The organism is uncultured Brevundimonas sp. (assembly GCF_963974615.1).
Lineage (GTDB): Bacteria > Pseudomonadota > Alphaproteobacteria > Caulobacterales > Caulobacteraceae > Brevundimonas.
On the sequence record NZ_CAXBDH010000002.1, the window covers coordinates 102,050 to 120,478 of the forward strand.

At 65.6% G+C, this 18,429-nt stretch carries 14 protein-coding genes; 4 read left to right on the top strand and 10 right to left on the bottom strand.

Going from position 1 to position 18,429, the window contains the following annotated elements:
• Position 1 precedes the first annotated feature (1 nt).
• The gene (locus tag AAC050_RS01820; protein ID WP_339913335.1) at positions 2–2,191 is read right to left on the bottom strand and encodes a TonB-dependent receptor; all 2,190 of its coding nucleotides are present in this window, start codon (positions 2,189–2,191) and stop codon (positions 2–4) included.
• Between the two features lie 129 nt (positions 2,192–2,320).
• Positions 2,321–2,704 carry a hypothetical protein gene (locus AAC050_RS01825; RefSeq protein WP_339913336.1) on the bottom strand — a complete coding sequence of 128 codons (384 nt, stop codon included), beginning with the start codon at positions 2,702–2,704 and terminating at the stop codon, positions 2,321–2,323.
• Positions 2,705–2,839: 135 nt separating this feature from the next.
• On the opposite strand from AAC050_RS01825, the gene alaS reads away from it, so the two are divergent.
• A complete protein-coding gene (gene alaS / locus AAC050_RS01830; protein ID WP_339913337.1) occupies positions 2,840–5,500 on the top strand; it encodes an alanine--tRNA ligase in 2,661 nt (886 codons plus the stop codon).
• On the opposite strand, the gene AAC050_RS01835 is transcribed toward alaS, so the two are convergent.
• From AAC050_RS01835 to AAC050_RS01845, 3 genes are all read right to left on the bottom strand, one after another.
• Positions 5,497–6,072 (bottom strand): DUF2939 domain-containing protein, encoded by a 576-nt coding sequence (locus AAC050_RS01835; protein WP_339913338.1) that lies wholly within the window; start codon positions 6,070–6,072, stop codon positions 5,497–5,499. The genes alaS and AAC050_RS01835 overlap by 4 nt on opposite strands.
• Positions 6,073–6,145: 73 nt before the next feature.
• Positions 6,146–6,712 (bottom strand): DUF2939 domain-containing protein, encoded by a 567-nt coding sequence (locus AAC050_RS01840; RefSeq protein WP_339913339.1) that lies wholly within the window; start codon positions 6,710–6,712, stop codon positions 6,146–6,148.
• A gap of 191 nt (positions 6,713–6,903) precedes the next feature.
• A complete protein-coding gene (locus tag AAC050_RS01845) occupies positions 6,904–8,115 on the bottom strand; it encodes an NADP-dependent isocitrate dehydrogenase (RefSeq protein ID WP_339913340.1) in 1,212 nt (403 codons plus the stop codon).
• Between the two features lie 195 nt (positions 8,116–8,310).
• Here AAC050_RS01845 and AAC050_RS01850 point away from each other — a divergent pair, with 195 nt between their 5' ends.
• The 3 genes from AAC050_RS01850 (at position 8,311) to AAC050_RS01860 (ending at position 10,607) form a co-directional block, all read left to right on the top strand.
• Positions 8,311–8,502 carry a hypothetical protein gene (locus tag AAC050_RS01850; protein WP_339913341.1) on the top strand — a complete coding sequence of 64 codons (192 nt, stop codon included), beginning with the start codon at positions 8,311–8,313 and terminating at the stop codon, positions 8,500–8,502.
• Positions 8,499–9,407 (top strand): NAD(P)/FAD-dependent oxidoreductase, encoded by a 909-nt coding sequence (locus AAC050_RS01855; RefSeq protein ID WP_339913342.1) that lies wholly within the window; start codon positions 8,499–8,501, stop codon positions 9,405–9,407. Before AAC050_RS01850 ends, AAC050_RS01855 begins: the two co-directional genes overlap by 4 nt.
• A gap of 138 nt (positions 9,408–9,545) precedes the next feature.
• The gene (locus tag AAC050_RS01860) at positions 9,546–10,607 is read left to right on the top strand and encodes a DUF1176 domain-containing protein (protein ID WP_339913343.1); all 1,062 of its coding nucleotides are present in this window, start codon (positions 9,546–9,548) and stop codon (positions 10,605–10,607) included.
• A gap of 10 nt (positions 10,608–10,617) precedes the next feature.
• Here AAC050_RS01860 and AAC050_RS01865 read toward each other — a convergent pair whose 3' ends face one another.
• The 5 genes from AAC050_RS01865 to fliR all read right to left on the bottom strand — a co-directional run bounded on the left by AAC050_RS01865 (position 10,618) and on the right by fliR (position 18,422).
• Positions 10,618–12,462, bottom strand: a complete 1,845-nt coding sequence (locus AAC050_RS01865) for a DUF885 family protein (RefSeq protein ID WP_339913344.1) — start codon at positions 12,460–12,462, stop codon at positions 10,618–10,620.
• A 74-nt stretch (positions 12,463–12,536) separates the two neighbouring features.
• Complete coding sequence (locus tag AAC050_RS01870; protein WP_339913345.1) at positions 12,537–14,378, bottom strand: DUF885 family protein; 1,842 nt, start codon at positions 14,376–14,378, stop codon at positions 12,537–12,539.
• 100 nt (positions 14,379–14,478) lie between these two features.
• Complete coding sequence (locus AAC050_RS01875; protein ID WP_339913346.1) at positions 14,479–16,533, bottom strand: ATP-binding protein; 2,055 nt, start codon at positions 16,531–16,533, stop codon at positions 14,479–14,481.
• A 49-nt stretch (positions 16,534–16,582) separates the two neighbouring features.
• Positions 16,583–17,659 carry a flagellar biosynthesis protein FlhB gene (gene flhB, locus AAC050_RS01880; RefSeq protein WP_339913347.1) on the bottom strand — a complete coding sequence of 359 codons (1,077 nt, stop codon included), beginning with the start codon at positions 17,657–17,659 and terminating at the stop codon, positions 16,583–16,585.
• Positions 17,652–18,422, bottom strand: a complete 771-nt coding sequence (gene fliR, locus AAC050_RS01885) for a flagellar biosynthetic protein FliR (protein WP_339913348.1) — start codon at positions 18,420–18,422, stop codon at positions 17,652–17,654. The genes flhB and fliR overlap by 8 nt, the downstream gene beginning before the upstream one ends.
• Positions 18,423–18,429: the final 7 nt, after the last annotated feature.

The following is an 18,429-nucleotide window of genomic DNA, read 5'->3' on the forward strand; positions in this document are numbered from 1 at the left end:
CCTAGAAACGCGCGCCGACGGTGAAGCGGACGGTGCGGGGGGCCCCGTAATAGGCCAGCTGATATCCCGGCGAGGCCGACAGATCGAAGGCGTGCTCGATATAACGCTCGTCGGTCAGGTTCTTGCCACCCAGTTCCGCGAAATAGCGGCCGGACGACGCCTCCCAGCGCGCAAAGGCGTCGACCAGGGTAAACGCTCCTTGCGCCACGACTTCGCTGGACGAGACGGTCGGATAGGTCTTGGAGCGGTAGGAGGCGTCGGCACCGAATTTGAACATCCCGCCCGGCCCCATGTCGACGGTATAGACTCCCCCCAGACGCCCCGACCATTCCGGCGCGTTGACCAGGGTGCGCTGGTTGCTGATGTCCAGCCCCCCGGGTCCGATATATTCGTCATACTCGCCATCCAGATAGCTGACGACCGCGGTGAGATTCAGCGCCGCGGTCGGTCGGGCCATCAGCTCGAGTTCGACGCCGCGAATGGTCGCCGCACCGGCATTGGTGAACAGCGCCCGAAAGCCGCCGCCTGAATCCGCCGTGAAGCTGGACAGCTGCAGGTCGGTATAGTCATTCCAGAACATCGCCAGATTGGCGATCAGGCGGTGATCGAACAGGGTTGATTTCAACCCGGCCTCATAGGCCCACAGCGTTTCGGGCTCATAAGGGGTGGCACCGGTGGCATCGCCCGCCCGACCGTCGAAACCACCCGACTTGAAGCCCTGACTGATGCTGACATAGGCCAGAACATCGTCGGACACCCGGTAATCCAGCCCGATCTTCGGCGTCAGCGACGACCAGTCGCTCGACGTGTCGATACTGGCCAGACGGAAACCCGTGTCCCCGCGTCGGGGTGTGGTCGTCCCACCCAGGATCAGATCCTGGGTACGAACGAAATCCTTTTGTTCATAGGTATATCGCAGGCCCGCCGTCAGGTTCAGCCGCTCGCCCAGCTCGTACGATCCCTGTCCGTAGGCCGCCCAGCTACGGTTATGATAGTCGTTCAGTTCGGCGGTGATCACGCTGATCGCCGGACCGAACAAGCCCGCGAAGGTGCTGTCGGTTTCATCGAAATAAAACAGCCCGCCGACCACGTTCCAGCGCTCACCAGCATAGGTCAACTGCAGTTCCTGACTGAACTGGCTCTGCTGCTCGTCATCATAAATGCCGAAGAACGGCATCGGGGTCGCGTCCAGATCCAGATGGGTGATGTAGTCCATCGTCCGATAGGCCGTGATCGATTTGGCCGTCAGAGTGTCCGACAGGACCCACTCTCCGGTCAGGGACACACCGAAGGTGTCCAGATTGGCCAGGTCGTTATAATCCGCATCAACCTGGAACGGATCAGTCGTCGTGGCCGGGTACAGACCGAACACCGACGTGGCCCGGGCAGGTGTGCGCGAGGTGTCAGGACGGTCACGCGAAGCGTCGATGTTCAGGCGCAGGCTGACATCGTCGGACGGCCGGTATTCAAAGGCCAGACGCCCGGCGATCTGGTCCTGATCTCCGTCGCTGCGACCGTCGAAGGCATTGTGAGCATAGCCGTCCCGCTGCGTCAGCGACACTGCCGCCTTGGCCAGCAGATTGTCCCCGGCCAGAGCACCGCCCAGCGCACCCCGGAATGCCCGCAGACCATAGTCACCGACCGAAAGCTCGACCCGGCCGCCGGGTTCGGCGCTGAGCGGTGTCGACACGAATTTGACCGCCCCGCCAATGGTATTGCGCCCGTAGAGCGTCCCTTGCGGGCCGCGCAGGACCTCGATCCGGTCGACGTCATAGACCGACAGGAAGGCTCCCTGTGCGCGCCCCAGATAGACGTCGTCGATATAGATGCCGACGCCCGGGTCGGCGAAGGCCAGACTGTCCACCTGGCCGACGCCGCGGATATAGACCACCGCGTTCGACGCATCACCGACGTGAAGCGACAGATTGGGCACGGCTCCCTGCAGATCGCCGATGTCGGTCGCCTGCAAGGTTTCCAGCGTGGCCGAGCTCAGGGCGGTAACCGCCACCGGAACGTCCTGCAGCCGCTCGTCGCGGCGGCGGGCGGTAACCACGATCTCGTCGACCGTAGTTGTCTGCCCGTTGGCTTCAGGGGCCTGCTGGGCGGCTGCCGGCGCGGCAGCGGCCATCAGCGCAATTCCACTGACCCACAACAGGGCGCGCGCGCCGGAACGCTTCAATTGATAGCTCATCTCGATCCTCCCCCCGCCGTCCTTCACGGACAGTCTCGGTTGAGCGGAGGGGACCACGGCGACGCGCGCCGGACTAGCGAAGATATTGTTCCGGATTTACACGCAAATTCTGCGGGTTTCCCGCGCGCCTCAGTCCTTGAGGATCATCTGTTTGACGGCGGTGAGGGTCCGCTCGAGATGACCGAGAATAAGCTCCTCGAGCTTGGGCGTCGGCAAGACCAGGGCGGCGCGGCCGTCTTCCTCACCGCGGTTCTTGACCAGATAACCGTCATCCACCGCACGCTTGATCCGTTCCTCACGCGTGCGGTTCGATCCGCTCTTCATGGCGTGGCAGGCCTGGCTCATGCTCATGGGCCGGTCGCGCCAGTGGGCGATCGTCGCCAGGATCAGCAGGTACCAGAACTCCTGGGTGAAATAGCCGGGCCGGTTATCGAACGTCGCGTCCCAGTCCCGGCCATAGGCCTCCATCACCAGGGCCCAGGCGATGATCTCGTCTCTCGGCGCATTGTTCATGTCGGGACAACACCCGAAATCACCGATAAAATCCAGCGCCGAAGGGCTGCAATGTCGCGCGGGTGATGCGTTGAGGGGCGAAGCCATATATGACGCCCGTTCGCCCTCCCTCCCGACGACCGAACGTGCGCCCTCATGTCCAGCCTGAAACAGATCCGCTCCAGCTTCCTCGACTATTTCGCGGCCGACGGTCACGCGAAGGTCCAGTCCGCGCCGCTGGTGCCGCAGAACGATCCGACCCTGCTGTTCGTCAACGCCGGCATGGTCCCGTTCAAGAACGTCTTCACCGGTCAGGAGAAGCGCCCCTACACCCGCGCCACCTCCGCCCAGAAATGCGTGCGCGCCGGTGGCAAGCACAACGACCTGGACAACGTCGGCTACACGGCCCGCCACCACACCTTCTTTGAAATGATGGGGAATTTTTCCTTCGGTGACTATTTCAAGGAACACGCCATCGAGATGGCCTGGAACCTGATCACCAAAGACTTCGGCATCCCCAAAGACCGGCTGATGGCCACCGTCTACATCGACGACGACGAGGCGGTTGAGCTCTGGAAGAAGATCGCCGGCCTGCCCGAGAGCCGCATCACCCGCATCGCCGGCTCCGACAATTTCTGGTCGATGGGCGACACTGGCCCCTGCGGTCCGTGCACCGAGATATTCTACGACCACGGCGACCATATCTGGGGCGGCCCTCCGGGAACCCCCGAAGAGGACGGTGACCGCTGGGTCGAGATCTGGAACCTGGTCTTCATGCAGTTCGACCAGGCCGCCGACGGCAGTCGCTCGATGCTGCCCAAACCCTCGATCGACACCGGCATGGGCCTGGAACGCGTCGCCGCCGTGCTGCAGGGCGTTCATTCCAACTATGAGACCGATCTGTTCCGCACCCTGATCGCCGCCTCGGAACACGCGACCCACACCAGTGCCGAGGGCGACCGCGCGCCCAGCCACCGGGTCATCGCCGACCACCTGCGCAGCTCGTCCTTTCTGATCGCTGACGGCGTCACGCCCTCGAACGAGGGTCGCGGCTACGTCCTGCGTCGCATCATGCGCCGGGCCATGCGCCACGCTCATCTGCTCGGCGCGGCCGATCCGCTGATGCACCGTCTGGTCCCGACCCTGGTCGCCGAAATGGGCGAGGCCTATCCCGAGCTCAAGCGGGCCGAGGCCTTCATCACCGACACCCTGAAGCAGGAAGAGATCCGCTTCCGCACCACCCTGGGCCGCGGCATGGGCCTGCTGGAAGATGCATCGAAAGACCTCGGCGAAGGCGGCGTCCTGTCAGGTCAGACCGCCTTCACCCTGTATGACACCTATGGCTTTCCGCTGGACCTGACCCAGGACGAGGCCCGCCGCCGTGGCTTCTCGGTCGATACCAACGCCTTCGACGCCGCGATGGAAGAACAGCGCAGCCGTTCGCGCGAGCACTGGACCGGCTCGGGCCAGACCGCCTCGACGGCCGAATGGCTGGCCCTGCGCGATCGTCTCGGGGCCACGGAGTTCACCGGCTACGACACCACCGACGGCACCGGCGCAGTGCTGGCCATCGTTCAGGACGGGGCCTCGGTCGACACCCTCGAGAGCGGCCAGACTGCCGAGGTCCTGTTCGACAAGACGCCCTTCTACGGCGAAGGCGGCGGCCAGGCCGGCGATCGTGGCGAGATCGAATGGACCGACGGCTCAGGCCAGCAGGGCGCAGGCACCGTTCTCGACGTCCAAAAGCACGCCCAGGACCTGTTCGCCCACAAGATCGCCATCACATCCGGCACCCTGGCCATTGGAGCCTCGGTTCAACTGCGCGTCGACGCCGCGGCCCGGCTGACGACCCGCGCCAACCACTCGGCCGCCCACCTGCTGCACGCGGCCCTGAAAAATGTGCTGGGTCCGCACGTGGCCCAGAAAGGCCAGATGGTCGATGCCGAGCGTCTGCGCTTCGACTTCAGCCACAACGCCCCGGTCACCGAAGACGAACTGGCCCGGATGGAGGATGAGGTGAACGCCGTCATCCGCCAGAACCTGCCCGCCGCCACCGAGCTCATGGCCCCGGAAAAGGCCATCGAGGCCGGAGCCGTGGCTCTGTTCGGCGAGAAATACGGCGACGAGGTCCGCGTCCTGACGCTGGGTCGCTCGCTGACCGAAGATGGGGCCTATTCAGTGGAATTGTGCGGCGGCACCCACGTCGCCCGCACCGGCGATATCGCCCTGTTCAAGATCGTCTCCGAAACCGGCATCGCCGCCGGCGTGCGCCGGATCGAGGCCGTCGCCGGCGAGGCCGCGCGCCAGTATCTGCTGGCCCAGGCCAATGTCGCCCGCCAGCTGGCCCAGACCTTCAAGGTTCAGCCGCTGGACGTTCCGGCCCGGGTCGAGGCCCTGAGCACCGACCGCAAGGCCCTGGAAAAACAGGTCGCCGAGCTGAAGAAGCAGCTGGCCCTCGGCGGCGGCTCAGGTGCGAGTGCCGCGCCGGAAGAGATCAACGGCATCAAACTGATCGCCCGCATCCTCGACGGGGTCGACGGCAAGGGGCTGCGCGGCGTGGCCGAGGACTTCCGCAAACAGGTCGGATCGGGCGTGGTGGCCCTGATCGGTGTCACCGACGGCAAGGCCGCCGTCACCGTGGCCGTGACCTCGGACATGGCCGGCAAGGTCAATGCCACCGATCTGGCGCGCGCGGCGGTGATCGCGATGGGCGGACAGGGCGCGGGCGGCAAGCCGGACTTCGCCCAGGGCGGGGCTCCCGACGGCGCAAAGGCCGAAGAGGGTCTGACGGCGATCCGAACTGTCCTGAAGGGCTAGATCGGGTCGTCTTCGGACGGCGCGGTCAGGTCGATCCCGGCCAGCTGCCAGCCGAACAGGCCGCGGCGCTGCATCAGCAACACCAGATGCTGATCCGGATGACGTTTGTTGCTCAAGCCGACCGCGAAGGTGTTCAGGTCGCGATAGCGCCACGTCTGGTGAATGTCCCGGTCGTCCTCGCCGTTGCTTTCAGCCGGAGCCGGTCGGGGCTGCCGGTCCACCGGATCCGGAGCCTCGGCGGTGCGGACCATGGTGGCGACCGCTGCGGGGGTGACGAAGGCGTCCACCACGCCCGACACCAGGGCCGGGGCCAGCCAGCGCCCCAGACCCGACAGGACCGGATCTTCACTGCGCGGATCGGCCCGCATCCGGTCGACCAGCTTGCTGTTCAACTCGCCTTTCAGGCTGTCGCGGAATTCGGGAAAGTCGACCAGCCGCGTCAGCGCCGCCTCGTCCCCGGCTTTTGCCGCCCGGGTCAGCGCCCGCACCGCCAGAATCGGCGAGGCGAAATAGGCCACCAGAAACAGGGTGACCACAGCGACGATAATGCCGGTCAGCGGCTTGCGGTTCATACGATTACTCCAGGCCTTGAACGTGCAGCAAAGCCTAGGGTTGCCCTGACTCGGAACGCTTCGCCAGCCCGGTCTATCCGGCGGTCGCCGACCCTGCAGCCGGTGAGGTCACCCGGTCGGGCAGCCCGACATGGACCAGCTTCCATTCGAACGGCCCCTTGCGCTCGAAGGTGAAGACCGTGGCCGTACCCCCTTCATCGGTCACCGACAGCCGCGCCCGGTTGATGCCCCAGAACACCGGACGGGGCATCGGGTCGGCCGCCTCAGCCTGCACCACCGGACCCGTGTGCTGCGACGCATCGCGACCCTCGCCCCGGCTCAGGGCGGCCAGGGCCGCGGGCGTCAGATAGACGTCGGGATCCGGCGCACCGACCACGGCCGGTTCCAGCTGCCGCCGCACCGCACCGATCGGATCCTCGAGGAAGGACGGAGCCGGGGCCGTGGCCGCCGGATTTCCGGACAACTGCGGCCGCAACGACCGGCGCACCGCCGCATAGTCGATCAACCGTTCCAGCCCGGCCGCGTCATTGGCGTCGGCCGCTGACCGGATGGCGAAAAAGGCCACGGCCGGGGCGGCGAAGAAGGACACGACCGCCGCCACCAGGGCGATGACGAACAGATTGCCGAAAAGGCGTTTCACAGGCGGACTCCCGTCACGTTCGCGGCAACCTTGCACCATGCGGGCCCGGTCACAAACAAAAGGCCCGCCGGACACGAAATCCGGCGGGCCTTCTTTCTTGGCTCGCGGTCAGAAGGCTCCGCCTTCTCGACCCGACGCGAGCTCGCGCTCAAGCAGTGAGCCGCCGCGCGGCGAATGCTAGCGCCCTGCGGCTACTTCATCGCCTTGGTCAGGTTTTCGGCGACCTTGTCGATGAAGCCTTCAGTGGTCAGCCAGCTCTGCTGATCGCCGACCAGCAGGGCCAGGTCCTTGGTCATGTAACCGGCCTCGACGGTCTCGACCACGACCCGCTCCAGGGTCTGGGCGAAGTCGATCAGGGGCTGGTTGCCGTCCAGCTTGCCGCGGTGGTTGAAGCCGCGCGTCCAGGCGTAGATCGAGGCGATCGAGTTGGTCGAGGTGGCCTCGCCCTTCTGGTGCTGGCGATAGTGGCGGGTGACAGTGCCATGCGCGGCTTCCGACTCGAGGATCTTGCCGTCCGGCGTCATCAGCACCGAGGTCATCAGACCCAGCGAGCCGAAGCCCTGGGCCACGACGTCGGACTGGACGTCACCGTCGTAGTTCTTGCAGGCCCAGACGAACCCGCCCGACCATTTGATCGCCGCGGCCACCATGTCGTCGATCAGCCGGTGCTCATAGGTCAGGCCCGCGGTCTTGAACTTGTCGGCGAATTCCTCGTCGAACACCTTCTGGAAGATGTCCTTGAAGCGGCCGTCATAGGCTTTCAGGATGGTGTTCTTGGTCGACAGATAGACCGGGAAATTGCGCTGCAGGCCGAAAGCCAGGCTGGCGCGGGCGAATTCGGTGATCGAGTCATCGAGGTTGTACATGCCCATGGCCACGCCGGACGACGGGAACTGAAACACCTCGTGTTCGATGACCTTGCCGTCGGTGCCTTCGAACTTCATCGTCAGCTTGCCGGGGCCGGGCACCAGGAAGTCAGTGGCCTTGTACTGGTCGCCGAAGGCGTGACGGCCGACCACGATCGGCTGGGTCCAGCCCGGCACCAGCCGCGGCACGTTCTTGCAGATGATCGGCTCGCGGAAGACGACGCCGCCGAGGATGTTGCGGATCGTGCCGTTGGGCGACTTCCACATCTTCTTCAGGCCGAACTCGGTCACCCGGGCCTCGTCCGGGGTGATGGTGGCACATTTGACGCCGACGCCGTGCTTCTGGATCGCGTGAGCCGCGTCGATCGTCACCTGGTCGTCGGTGGCGTCGCGATGTTCCATGCCCAGGTCGTAATAGTCGAGCTTGAGGTCCAGAAACGGGAAGACCAGCTTGTCCTTGATCATCTGCCAGATGATCCGGGTCATTTCGTCGCCGTCGATGTCCACGATGGGATTGGCGACCTTGATCTTGGCCATGCGGTTTGCGCCTCTGAGCTTTGGGGAAGGAATGGGTGACGGGCGGTATAGCGGGCCGGACGCAGGTCGCAAACCCCGGCCCCCTTAAACCGCCCCCCGGTTAACCGTGCCTCGAAAAAGTCATCCATGGTGACGCTGAACCCGGCGGACGATCAGGATTTCTCTTTTCAAGCCCCCACGCCTCAGGAAAACCGCATGTCGCCGCAAACCCAGTCCCTGATCCAGCGCTGGATCGACCGCTTCGGCGAACCGCCCGTATTGATCGATGAGGCCCTCATGCGGGGCCTGCTGGATGAGGCGAAGAGCCGGGGTGAGACCCGGCCAGGGTCAATGGCGTTGAGTCCGATTGATACGGATGGCTCAGCGAGGCTCCGGCGCACCCGATGACGGACACCGACCCCGAAATCCTGGTCATCGGTGCCGGTCCCGCCGGCCTGACCGCCGCCACCTATCTGGCCCGGTTCCGACGCCGGGTCCTGGTCGCCGACGGAGATGAGCCACGAGCCAGCTGGATTCCGGTCAGCCACAATATGCCCGGCTTTCCCGAGGGCATCACGGGCGATCACATCCTGAGCCGGATGCGCGAACAGGCACGGGAATACGGTGCGGTGATCGAGGGGGGGCGTGTCGAGCACCTGACCCGCGACGGCGAAACCTTCCGGGCCGAACTCAACGGCCGGACTTTCGCGGTCCGTGCCGTCCTGCTCGCCACCGGCGTGGTCGATCACCATCCGGATCTGCCCGGCGTCGAGCGCGCCATTCAGCGATCCCTGGTCCGTATCTGCCCGATCTGTGACGGTTATGAAGCCGTCGACAAGGCCGTAGCGGTCATCGGCGACAATGACAAAGGTGTCCGCGAGGCCGCCTTCCTGCGCACCTATTCTGACCGGGTCACCCTGATCCATACCGGCCGACCCGAGGCCCTGACCGATCGCGAAGCCCTGACCCGGCTCGGCATCGCCCTCGTGGAAACGCCGATCGAGAACGTCGAGATCGAGAGCGATCGCGTCACCGCCCTGGGCTGGGGCGGGCAGTTCCAGACTTTCGATCTGGTCTATTCAGCCCTCGGCACCTCGGCCAACGCGTCCCTGGCCCACGGTCTCAATGCTGATGTAGACGAGGATGGCCGCCTGCTGGTCAACCTGCATCAGGCCACCAGTGTGCCCGGTCTCTATGCCGCCGGTGACGTCGTGCGGGGTCTCAACCAGATCGCCGTCGCCACCGCCGAGGCCGCCGTCGCGGCGACGGATATTCATAACCGCCTGCGTCAGGCCGACGGTCTCTTGGTTTGAGTGCGGGGGCGATCCTTCGGCCTGGGGCTGGAATCGTCACATCGCCGGATGTGCGGTAGCTTGGTCGGGGTCGGTCGCAGAAGCGGTACCGGCGTGATCCGCCCGGGGACGGAACGGGCGAAGAACCGGGGAGAGACCATGCGGATTCTGATCATGACTGCGGCGGCCCTGATGCTGGTCACCGGCGTCGGCATTGAGCCGTCTTCGGCGCAGAACACAGCGGCAATGTCCGTTCCGGTCACCCGATCGTTTCAGGACTGGCGGGTGGCCTGTGACAACGGCGGGCGTTGCACGGCCTACACTGGCTACGAAGGGCATTTGACCGGCTTTGTCCTGATCATCATGCCCGCGGGTCCGGACGCAGCTCCCGACATCACAGTCGGCATTGACCCCCGCGAAGACGGTACGGGTCCAGCCCTCCGCATAAACAGTCAGGTGTTTCCGATCGTCTGGTCGAGCCTGACTCCGAAAGACGGACTCGGCCGGCTCGACGGTGACGCCGCGCGCCACCTGATCGTCGCCTTGGCGACCGGACGGTCCATGACCCTGACCGGCGGCGAAGAGGATACCTCATTATCCCTGTCCGGCATGCGGCAGGCCCTGGCATGGGTCGATCGCCGTCAGGGGCGCCGCCAGACCACCACTGCCATGCTGCTGCGCGGTGACCGTCCCGCCTCGGCCGTGCCGCCTGCGCCGGTCCTGCCGCTGGTCACGGCGGCCCCGCCCGTTGACCAGACCGGTTTCGGCCTGGGAGCACCGGTGCCGCAGTCCGTTGATGCCATGCCGCAAATCCGGGCCTGCCGCCGGGAGTGGCCGGACAGCGCCCGGCCCGACCTGGCCGTGTCCGCGCGACTGGATGCCGCGACCGAGCTTTGGGGCCCCAACTGTTTCGTGGCTGCCTCCCACATCGGCCATCTGATGTACCTGACCGGCCCGGGCGGACGCGATCCGCGACCCCTGACGCCGGCGGGAGCGCTGGAACCGACCGTGGACTTCGTCACCGCCGAATATGATCCGGCCACGCGGACCCTCAGCCACTTTGTCTGGTTGTCCGGCACCGGCAGCGCCGGCCAGATTCAGCATTGGGTCTGGACCGGCGAAACCTTTGCCCTTCAGTCGGAACAGGCCACAAAAGACCTCTGGAATATTCCCGTTGCACTATGGCCGACGCTGTGGCGGACACGCTCGCCGGAAGATTGAGGCTCCGGCGTCAGCCTCGCCGGGACGCCACCCACTCCCCGACCACCGTCTGCAGCACGTCCAGCGGCATGGCCCCGGCCGCCAGCGCGGTGTCGTGGAAGCCGCGGATATCAAAGCGCGGACCCAGCGTCGCCCGGGCGTCCTCGCGCAGCCGTACCCATTCGGTATGGCCGATCTTGTAGCTGCAGGCCTGACCTGGCCAGACGCAATAGCGTTCGATCTCGGAGGTGATCGAGGTTTCCTCGTCGCCACCCGTGTCGACCATGTAGCGGATCGCCTGTTCCCGGCTCCAGCGCTTGTGATGCAGCCCGGTGTCCGCCACCAGTCGCGAGGCACGGAACAACAGGCTCTGCAGATAGCCCAGCTCCCCGAACGGATCGTTGGCGTAAACACCCATCTCGTCGGCCAGCTGTTCCGAATACAGGGCCCAGCCCTCGCCATAGGCGCTGAAGAACAGCGCCTTCGAGATCAACGGCAGCGCCTCGTTCTCGATCGCCAGCGTCCCTTGCAGGTGATGGCCCGGCAGCGCCTCGTGATAGGTCAGGGTCGGCAGCGACCATTTCGGCCATTCCGCCGTGTCCCGCAGGTTGATGTAATAGGCCCCGGGCCGCGAGCCATCCAGGCTGGGCGACACGGCATAGCCACCGGGCGCGCCGACCTCGATCGCCGGCGGCACCCGGCGGACCTCGACCGCCGCCTTGGGCAGCCGACCGAAATAGGCCGGCAGCCGGGCCTGCATGTCGACGACCTGGGCATTCAGATCGACCAGCACCTGCGCTTTGCCCGCATCCGTGTTCGGATAGAGGAAACGCGGATCCTTGCCGAGCGCGGCCATCCGGGCCCCGACCGTGCCCTGGGTCATCCCTTGGGCTTTCAGGATCCCGTCCATGCGCGACAGGATCGCCTTGGACTGGTCCAGCCCCAGCTCATGAATGTCGTCGGGTCTCATCCCGGTGGTGGTCATCAACTTCAGATCGGCGGCGTAATAGGCCGCACCTTCCGGCAGATCCCAGATGCCGGCGTTCGACGTCGCCCGCGGCAGCAGTGCGTCCATCAGGGCAATCTGCCGGTCCAACGCCGGATAGACCTCGCGTTCGACAATCCGGGCCGCGCGACCGGCCCAGTCTCCGGCCAGCCCCTTGGCTGCCGTGCGCCGGGCGACACTGGTCGTCAGACCCGCCGCAGCTGCGGCCGGAGCCCGCAGCGAACGCATCTGCATCAAGGCTTTGCGGATGATGAAATCAGGCGGGACCACACCCTTGCCCGCATCCGCCTGAACCGACCCGGTTTCCTGATCCATCACCCGGGCCATGGCCGACAGGCGCGAAAGATAGGCCTCGGCATCCTGCGGTGTTTCGATCGTGTGCTGGGTGTCGAGGAAGTCCGGCAGGAACTGATAGGTCCCGGTCAGCTGGGTGATCGTATAGGGCTGGATCGGATAGGCGCTGGCGTCGACAAAACCGAAATCGCCGTATCCGAAGCCCTTGGCCTCATCCAGCGCTTCAGCCTGAAATTTGACCACGTCGAAACTGACGGCGCTCTGACCGCTCAGCCCGGACCGATCGATCGTGCGTATCCGCGACAGCCACGCGCTGTTGTTGGCGATCGCAGCGTTGCGGGCCTGAACGCCACGGGGAGCCAGTTGCGCCTTCAGGCCGGCGCGCACGCCCTTGTCGAGCCCCAGATTGGTCGCCAACTGGGGATTGGCGTCCACCGCCGCTTCCCCGATCGCGGCCACCAGGGCATCAGCCCGGGCTGTGGCGGACCCGGCACCGGAGATCGTGGCGCAGGACGCGAGGGGCACCAGGACCCCGGCAGCGGTGGCGGTTTGCAGCAGACGGCGGCGATCGATCATGGCTCAACTCCTGAAGGAACGCGCCGATAGCGCACCCCCACGGGGTCAATAGCAAGACCGACCGCCGTCCGGTGTCAGGCCTTGCGGCTCTCCACCCACTCTCCAACCACCGTCTTCAGCACCTCAAGCGGCATGCTGCCCGAGGCCAGGGCCGTGTCGTGGAAACTCTTGATGTCGAACCGGTCACCCAGCTGCGTCCTGGCCTCCTCACGCAGCCGCACCCATTCGGTGTGGCCGACCTTGTAGCTCGAGGCCTGCCCCGGCCACACGCAATAGCGCTCGACCTCGGTGGTGACGCTCGATTCCTGGTCACCCAGGGTGGCAACCATATACTGGATCGCCTGTTCCCGGCTCCAGCGGTTGTGATGCAGGCCCGAGTCCACGACCAGGCGGGTGGCCCGGAACAACAGGCTTTGCAGATAGCCCAACCGCCCCCAAGGGTCGTCGGCGTAGACCCCCATTTCATCGGCCAACTGTTCCGAATACAGGGCCCAGCCTTCCGAATAGGCCGAGAAGCCGATCAGTTTGCGGATGGTCGGAATGCCCTGGGCCTCTGTGGCCAAGGTGACCTGCAGATGGTGCCCCGGAATCGCCTCGTGATAGGTCAGGGTCGGCAGGGTCCATTTCGGCCATTCCGCCGTGTCGCGCAGGTTGATGTAATAGGCCCCGGGTCGCGAGCCATCCAGGCTTGGACCCTGATAGTAGCCACCCGGCGCACCGGCCTCGATCGCCGGCGGTACACGGCGGATATCGACCGAGGCCTTGGGCAGGATGCCGAAATAGTCGGGCAGCCGAGCCTGCATGGCCGCCATCTGCACGTTCAGTTCGTCCAGCAGCTGCTGCTTGCCGGCGTCGGTGTTCGGATAGATGAAGCGCGGATCCTTGGCCATGACCGCCAAACGCGCACCTACCGTGCCTTCGGTCATCCCTTCGGCCTTCAGGATAGCATCGGCTGCGGCGGTGATCTCGGCCACCTGGGTCAGGCCCAGTTGATGCACCTCGGCCCCGGTCAGCCGGGTCGTGGTGTAATTGCGGAGGCCGTATTCATAATAGCCGTCCGCATGCGGCAGGGCCCAGACGCCCGCGTCGTGACGGGCACCGGGACGGGCCGCTTCAAACAGATCCACCTGACGCTGAAGGGCCGGATAGACCTTGTCCGCGACGATGGCCGTGGCCCGCGTGGTCCAGTCGCCCTGGACCCCAGCCTCTGCGGCACGACGACTCAACGACGTCACCAGTCCCGAATCGGCGGGCGCGGGCTCAAGCCCGTTTTTCATCTGGGTCAGGGTCCGGTCGATGACGAAGTCTGGCGACACGATGCCCTTGCCCATGTCCTCGCGGACCAGGACGGTCTCCTGGTCCAGCAGGTCGCCGAAGGCATCGAGGCGCGACAGATAGGCTTCGGCGTCGGCCGTGGTCTCGATCCCATGGATCGTGTCGAGGAAGTCGGGGATTTCTCGATAGGCCCCACCCAGCTGGCTGATCCGGTAGGGGTTGGGCGAACCGGTATTGCCGAACCGGTAGCGGTCGAGGCCGATATTGGTGGTCTCACCGTCATAAAGGACGGTCGCCAGATTGACCGCATCCATCCCGGCCAGCTTCGACGCGTCGATGGCCTTGAGCTTGTCGGTATATTCGCGGCTGAAGGCCTCGCGCTCGGCCAGATCCGTCGGCGTCAGCATGTCCAGCCGCGTCTTGGCGGCGGCATTGTCACCCTTGTCGAGGCCCATATAGCTGGCGGCCATGGCCGACTTGGCCAGAATAATCGCGAACATCGCATCGAGAATGCCGTTCAGCTTGGCGGCTTCGGCGGGATCGGAGCCCGGCGCGGCAACCCGGGCCAGAGCGGTCCCGGCCGGTCCGGCTAGGGCGACTCCGGCGACGGCGGAAAGAAGCAGGCGGCGACGATCGATCATGGCAACGCTCTCCGAATTGGAAGGGCAACAGAGGCGCAGCAATCCGCATCCGCAAGTGAAACATAGGCAATGTGCGGCGGCGGCAGCGAACTCCGGCGGTCTATTCGCCGCGCAGTTCCAGCTTCACTCGTTCGGCCAGAATCTTGATGTCCAGCGGTTTGGGCAGGAAGGACACCCCAACCTCGTCCTGTAACAGGTCCGAAAAGTCGCTCTCGGCATAGCCCGAAATGAACATCACGGGCGCGTCACCCAGATACTGGCGGGCCTTTTTCAGCAGGCTGGGCCCGTCCAGGCCCGGCATGATGACATCGGAAATCATCATATCGATCTTGCCGGCCCATTCCTCGGCCAGCACCAGGGCCTCCTCGCCGTCGGCAGCCTCGATCACCTCATAACCGCGCTGGCGCAGCAGTTTGGCGGCGATACCGCGCACGGCGGCCTCGTCCTCGACGAACAATATGCGTCCGGCCCCCGACAGGTCGCGCGGGGTCTTGATCTTGATCTCGACCGGGGCGACCTCGGCCAGTTCAGCCTCGGCGGCGGCGGGCAGGAAGATACGGAAGGCCGCCCCCGCCCCCTCCAGATTGACGACATTGATATGGCCGCCGGCCTGTTCGACGATGCCATAGACCGTGGCCAGCCCCATGCCGGTCCCCTCATTGACCGCCTTGGTGGTGAAAAAGGGTTCGAAAATCTTGCCGAGAATTTCGGGAGGGACGCCGACCCCGGTGTCCGACACCTCGATCAGGGCGACCTCCTCGACTGCAACATCGTGCCAACCCATGGCCCGCGCCTCGTCGCCGGTCAGGCGACGGGTGCGGATGGTGACCACCCCCGCGCCCGGCTCGACCACCCCGCGCATGGCGTCGCGGGCATTGACGGCCAGGTTCATCACCGCCGTCTCCAGCTGACTCTTGTCAGCCAGAACGATCGGCAGGTCGCGGCCGTAGTCAGTTTCCAGCCTGACGTCCTCGCGCAGCAGGCGGCGCAGCAACACCGCGAATTCACCGACCAGTTCACCCAGGTCCAGCCGCTCGCGCCGAACCGTCGACTTGCGCGAGAAGGCCAGCAGCTTGCGCACCAGATCGGCGGCGCGGATCGCCGTCTGGCGGATTTCGTTCAGTCCCTCATAGGAGGGATCCCCGACCGGATGCCGCTCCAGCAGGCCCGACAGCTGCAGCTGGATGGCGGTCAGCAGATTGTTGAAGTCATGGGCCACGCCGCCGGCCAGCTGGCCGACGGCCTGCATCTTCTGGGCCTGGCTGAGCTGCAGCTCCATCGACTTCTGGGCCGAAACATCGAACAGCCAGATGCGGCGTTTGTCACCTTCCGGAGCCACATACAGGTGCAGCATCCGCTCGGGGTGGGCCCGCGCCACCAGTTCGATCGGACCGCTGGATCCGTCCGTCAGCTTGGTCCGGGCCTCAATCACGCCGTTCGGCTCGAACAGATGACCGAAGGCCGCGTTGCGCGCCGAGGCCGGCCCGGTCAGCAGGGCCAGGGCCGCGTTCGGCTCCTCGATCCGGCCTGAAAAAATATCGTCATGAGCGATGACCGCCGAGCCGAACGGCGCCCCCGCCGCCATGGCTCGCCCCTCGGCGGAGCTGGCCCCGCCGCCGGCCGCCGCGACCGGCGCGTGAGCCAGACCCAGCACGGCGTCCGGTGCGGCCCGGACCAGAAACCGGCCCTCGCCCGCGCGACCGATCAGCACCTCGATCTCGCGCGCGCCGATGGTGACGATGGCCCGGGCCTGCTCGCCTTCCCGGGCCTGGGCGAAGGCCATGTACAGGGCCGCGCTCGACTGTCCCCGGGGCAGGGTCACCATGGCTCCGTTCTCTTCGGCCCAGGCGGCATTGAAGGCCAGCACCTGTCCGCTGGTCCAGACCAGGGCCGCCGGCTCGGCCAGGGCGTCCAGCATCTCGACCGAGACATCTCCCGTGGGACGCTGGGCCTCACTGCGGCCGAAGGCGAACCACAAGATCACAGCGACCGCTGCGGCGGTAAAGATCAGCATCAGTCCCGGGGCACTGAACGGATTGCTCCGGAACGCCGGATAGGCCAGGGCACCGACGGCCACAATAAAGCCCACCGCCATGAGAATCAGCAGGGGGTCTAGGGCCGGACGGGTCTGGGCTTGCCAACTCTGGGACTGCATGGGGCCTCGCGGAGCCGATTCGCTGACCACAGCATACGCTTTTTGCATCCTAGCGCTTCTTTCGCCCTTGCATGACGAAGCCGATGACCCGGGCCGCCGCCTCGAAATGCGCGCGCGGGATGACTTCATCGACCTCGACAGACGCATACAGGGCCCGGGCCAGCGGGATATTCTCGATGATCGGCACCTTGTGCTCCTTCGCCACCTCACGGATGCGCAGGGCCAGGGAGTCGACGCCCTTGGCCACGCATATCGGCGCGCCGTCGCCCTTGTCCGGCTCATAGCGCAGCGCTACCGAATAGTGGGTCGGGTTGGTCACGATCACTGTCGCCGTCGGCACCGCCTGCATCATCCGCTGACGACTCTTCTGGGCCCGGATCTGCTTCAGCTTGGCCTTCACATGGGGGTCACCTTCGGCCTGTTTGTAGTCTTCCTTCAGCTCTTCCTTCGACATCCGCATCCGCTTGGCGAAGCGGAATTTCTGCCACAGGAAATCCGCGCCCGCGGTGAAGGCGAGAAAGATCAGGGTGGCGGACATCACGGCGATGACCAGGTCCCGCGCCGCCGGCAACACGGCCACAGGGTTGATCGCCGCCATGGTTTCGAAATCCCGCAAATGGGATTTGATCACGATCCAGCAGATCACACCGATCGCCACCAGCTTGGCGAAGGTCTTCACGAACTGCATCAGTCCGTCGGGACCGAAGATGCGCTTGAAGCCCGCGATCGGGCTGATCTTGTCCCATTTGGGTTTCAGCTTCTCGGCGCTGAAGGTCAGGCCTGACTGGGCCAGGTTGCCGCCGGCACCGCCCAGAATGGTGGCCAGCATCACCGCGCCCAGAAAGGGCCCCGCGACCGACAGGGCACGGAGTCCGATCTCGACCCCGGCCCCGGAGTCCAGCGCGCCCATCATGGCCTGGGGCGCGGCGATAAAGGGCAGCAGATCTTCGGCCATACGGGGCAAAAACCAGCCGCCGCCCAGGATGATTACGGCGGCCGCCCCCATCAGGCTCATCGCCGAGGCGACATCCGGTGATTTGGCGACATCGCCCTTTTTTCGGGCGTCCTCAAGTTTTCGCGGGGTCGCCTCTTCTGTTTTCGACTCGGGATCAGGTGCGTCAGCCACCGGCACCCCCCGCGAAAATCCGCGCCAGGGCGCGATACCGGTCGATGAAGACGGTGCCCACCACGCCCAGTGACAGGGCGAAAACCGACAGCCCCAGAATTACGCTCAGGGGGGCCGCGGCGAAGAATATCTGGAAGGCCGGCATGACCCGCGCCACCAGACCGGACGCGAGATTGAAGACCAGGGCGAAGACGATCACCGGGGCCGCCAGCTGCACCCCCAGGGCAAAGCTGTCGGCGACGGTCCGGATAGCGAGGGTGACAAAATCCTCAGTCATCAGCGGCCGCGCCGGAGCGATCAATTCATACGATCCGACCAGCCCGGCAATGAACAGGTGATGGGTATTGGTGGCGAAGATCAGCGTCGTACCCAGCAACATCAGAAAGGCCGAAAGGGTCGTGCCGGGCTGGGCCTGCATCGGGTTGGCCGTCTGGGAAAAGCTCAGGGTCGTCTGCAGCGACACCACCTCGCCCGCGGTGGACAGGGCGATCATGAAGGCCCGCAACAGGGCCCCGATCATCAACCCGGTGATCACCTCACGGATGATCCAGCCGGCCATACCCCCCACGCTCGCCGGCAGACCGGGAAGCGCCCCGGCGACCACCGGCCACAGGACCAGCGACACTGACAGCGCCAGGGCCAGCCGGATGCGGGGCGGCACATAGCTCTCGCCCACGCCCGGCAGCATCATCAGGACCGCGCCGATCCGCGCGAATATCAGACCGCCGGCCCAGACCTGATCGGCAGTGGCGTAAGGTTCCACCTTGCAA

What these genes read in the sequence shown, in the direction of transcription:
- AAC050_RS01875 (WP_339913346.1), bottom strand. Translation starts at nt 16,533, where the DNA reads ATGCAGTCCCAGAGTTGGCAAGCCCAGACCCGTCCGGCCCTAGACCCC.
- AAC050_RS01855 (WP_339913342.1), top strand. Translation starts at nt 8,499, where the DNA reads ATGACGGACACCGACCCCGAAATCCTGGTCATCGGTGCCGGTCCCGCC.
- AAC050_RS01845 (WP_339913340.1), bottom strand. Translation starts at nt 8,115, where the DNA reads ATGGCCAAGATCAAGGTCGCCAATCCCATCGTGGACATCGACGGCGAC.
- AAC050_RS01850 (WP_339913341.1), top strand. Translation starts at nt 8,311, where the DNA reads ATGTCGCCGCAAACCCAGTCCCTGATCCAGCGCTGGATCGACCGCTTC.
- alaS (WP_339913337.1), top strand. Translation starts at nt 2,840, where the DNA reads ATGTCCAGCCTGAAACAGATCCGCTCCAGCTTCCTCGACTATTTCGCG.
- AAC050_RS01870 (WP_339913345.1), bottom strand. Translation starts at nt 14,378, where the DNA reads ATGATCGATCGTCGCCGCCTGCTTCTTTCCGCCGTCGCCGGAGTCGCC.
- AAC050_RS01860 (WP_339913343.1), top strand. Translation starts at nt 9,546, where the DNA reads ATGCGGATTCTGATCATGACTGCGGCGGCCCTGATGCTGGTCACCGGC.
- AAC050_RS01825 (WP_339913336.1), bottom strand. Translation starts at nt 2,704, where the DNA reads ATGAACAATGCGCCGAGAGACGAGATCATCGCCTGGGCCCTGGTGATG.
- AAC050_RS01820 (WP_339913335.1), bottom strand. Translation starts at nt 2,191, where the DNA reads ATGAGCTATCAATTGAAGCGTTCCGGCGCGCGCGCCCTGTTGTGGGTC.
- AAC050_RS01865 (WP_339913344.1), bottom strand. Translation starts at nt 12,462, where the DNA reads ATGATCGATCGCCGCCGTCTGCTGCAAACCGCCACCGCTGCCGGGGTC.
- AAC050_RS01835 (WP_339913338.1), bottom strand. Translation starts at nt 6,072, where the DNA reads ATGAACCGCAAGCCGCTGACCGGCATTATCGTCGCTGTGGTCACCCTG.